Origin of the sequence: Bartonella sp. PS17NMGDW (assembly GCF_042193555.1) — a bacterium.
In the GTDB taxonomy this organism is placed as follows: Bacteria; Pseudomonadota; Alphaproteobacteria; order Rhizobiales; family Rhizobiaceae; genus Bartonella; species Bartonella grahamii.
On sequence record NZ_JBHILY010000071.1, the window covers coordinates 1 to 1,101 of the forward strand.

The 1,101-nt window shown below is 36.7% G+C and carries 2 protein-coding genes; both read right to left on the minus strand.

Annotated elements, in window-relative coordinates; translation table 11 throughout:
• Positions 1-677, minus strand: a 677-nt coding sequence (locus ACFIJK_RS09290) for a DUF1376 domain-containing protein (protein WP_375627590.1), incomplete at its 3' end; no start/stop codon positions are given.
• Positions 667-1,002 carry a hypothetical protein gene (locus ACFIJK_RS09295; protein WP_375627591.1) on the minus strand — a complete coding sequence of 112 codons (336 nt, stop codon included), beginning with the start codon at positions 1,000-1,002 and terminating at the stop codon, positions 667-669. The genes ACFIJK_RS09290 and ACFIJK_RS09295, both read right to left, overlap by 11 nt.
• Positions 1,003-1,101 lie beyond the last annotated feature (99 nt).

Genomic DNA, 1,101 nt, shown 5'->3' on the forward strand with positions numbered 1-1,101 from the left:
AATCGACAACCGCGATTAGCTTGCGCTCGTTTTGCTTTTTTGGGAACGTTCTCTTGCTCGTGAATGGGAGGTTGGTTTTCTACACCCGTTGTGATTTGCTCTGATGTGGTCTCAACAGCAGCAACCTCTGTTGGTTCGTCAACCTGTTCGTTTGTTTCTAAACTTTCAGAACCAATTTCTCTTTTTGCTAAAACGATAGTTTTAGTTTTTTTATTATATATGTTTGTATTGTTTGTTATAGCATCACAAGCATCATGCTTAGCATTATGCTTAGCGTCATTAGCATTATCACAAGCATCATGCTTAATATCACAAGCATCTTTTGTATTTTTATCCCATCTTGCCTTCGCTGCCTTCTGCGCTCTCTCTGAAAACTTATTCAAATTCTCATTAGAGTTGTTGAGTTCCTCTTCAACCTGTAAACTCCATAAACGACCGTCTTCTAAACGTATCACTTTCTCATCACTCAATAAAAAATCTAGCGCTTTATTAAAAGCTTTTACTGAACAACCAGAAATGCGTGCTAATATAGAGGCATTCTCAAGAATTGGCTGTCTCTTCTTATACATAAGCAATATCAACATCATATAAGTCGATATTTGATGCGACGTCATTCCACTAGCATCAGATACCCAATCAGAAGGAAAACAACGAACCCAAGCTAACTTAGTTGACATATTTCCCCTCCTGTTCTTTATTATTATTTAGATCTTCATTGAAGTTATTGAGTTCCTCCTCAACTTGTGAACTCCACAAACGACCATCTTCTAAACGTATGATGACTCCAACCCTCAATAAATAATCTAACGCCTTTTCAAATCTTTTTACTGAACATTTAGTAAGATAAGAGAATCCTTGTGAATTATTTATAAGAGGTTCGCCAGTGTAGAGCATTTGCAAACGCAACCTGAGATAAACATTGCATTCAATCGCTGGTAACAAAACAATATCAAGAAGACACTTCTCTACATTAATTGTTACAAACTTATTTCTATTGGACATCCCCAATCTCCTTTCCTTTAACTAAATATAAAATTGCTAAAGCATCTGCTTCGTTGTCGTCTTTAGGCGTATGTCCTTTTGCACACACCGCCTTAATCA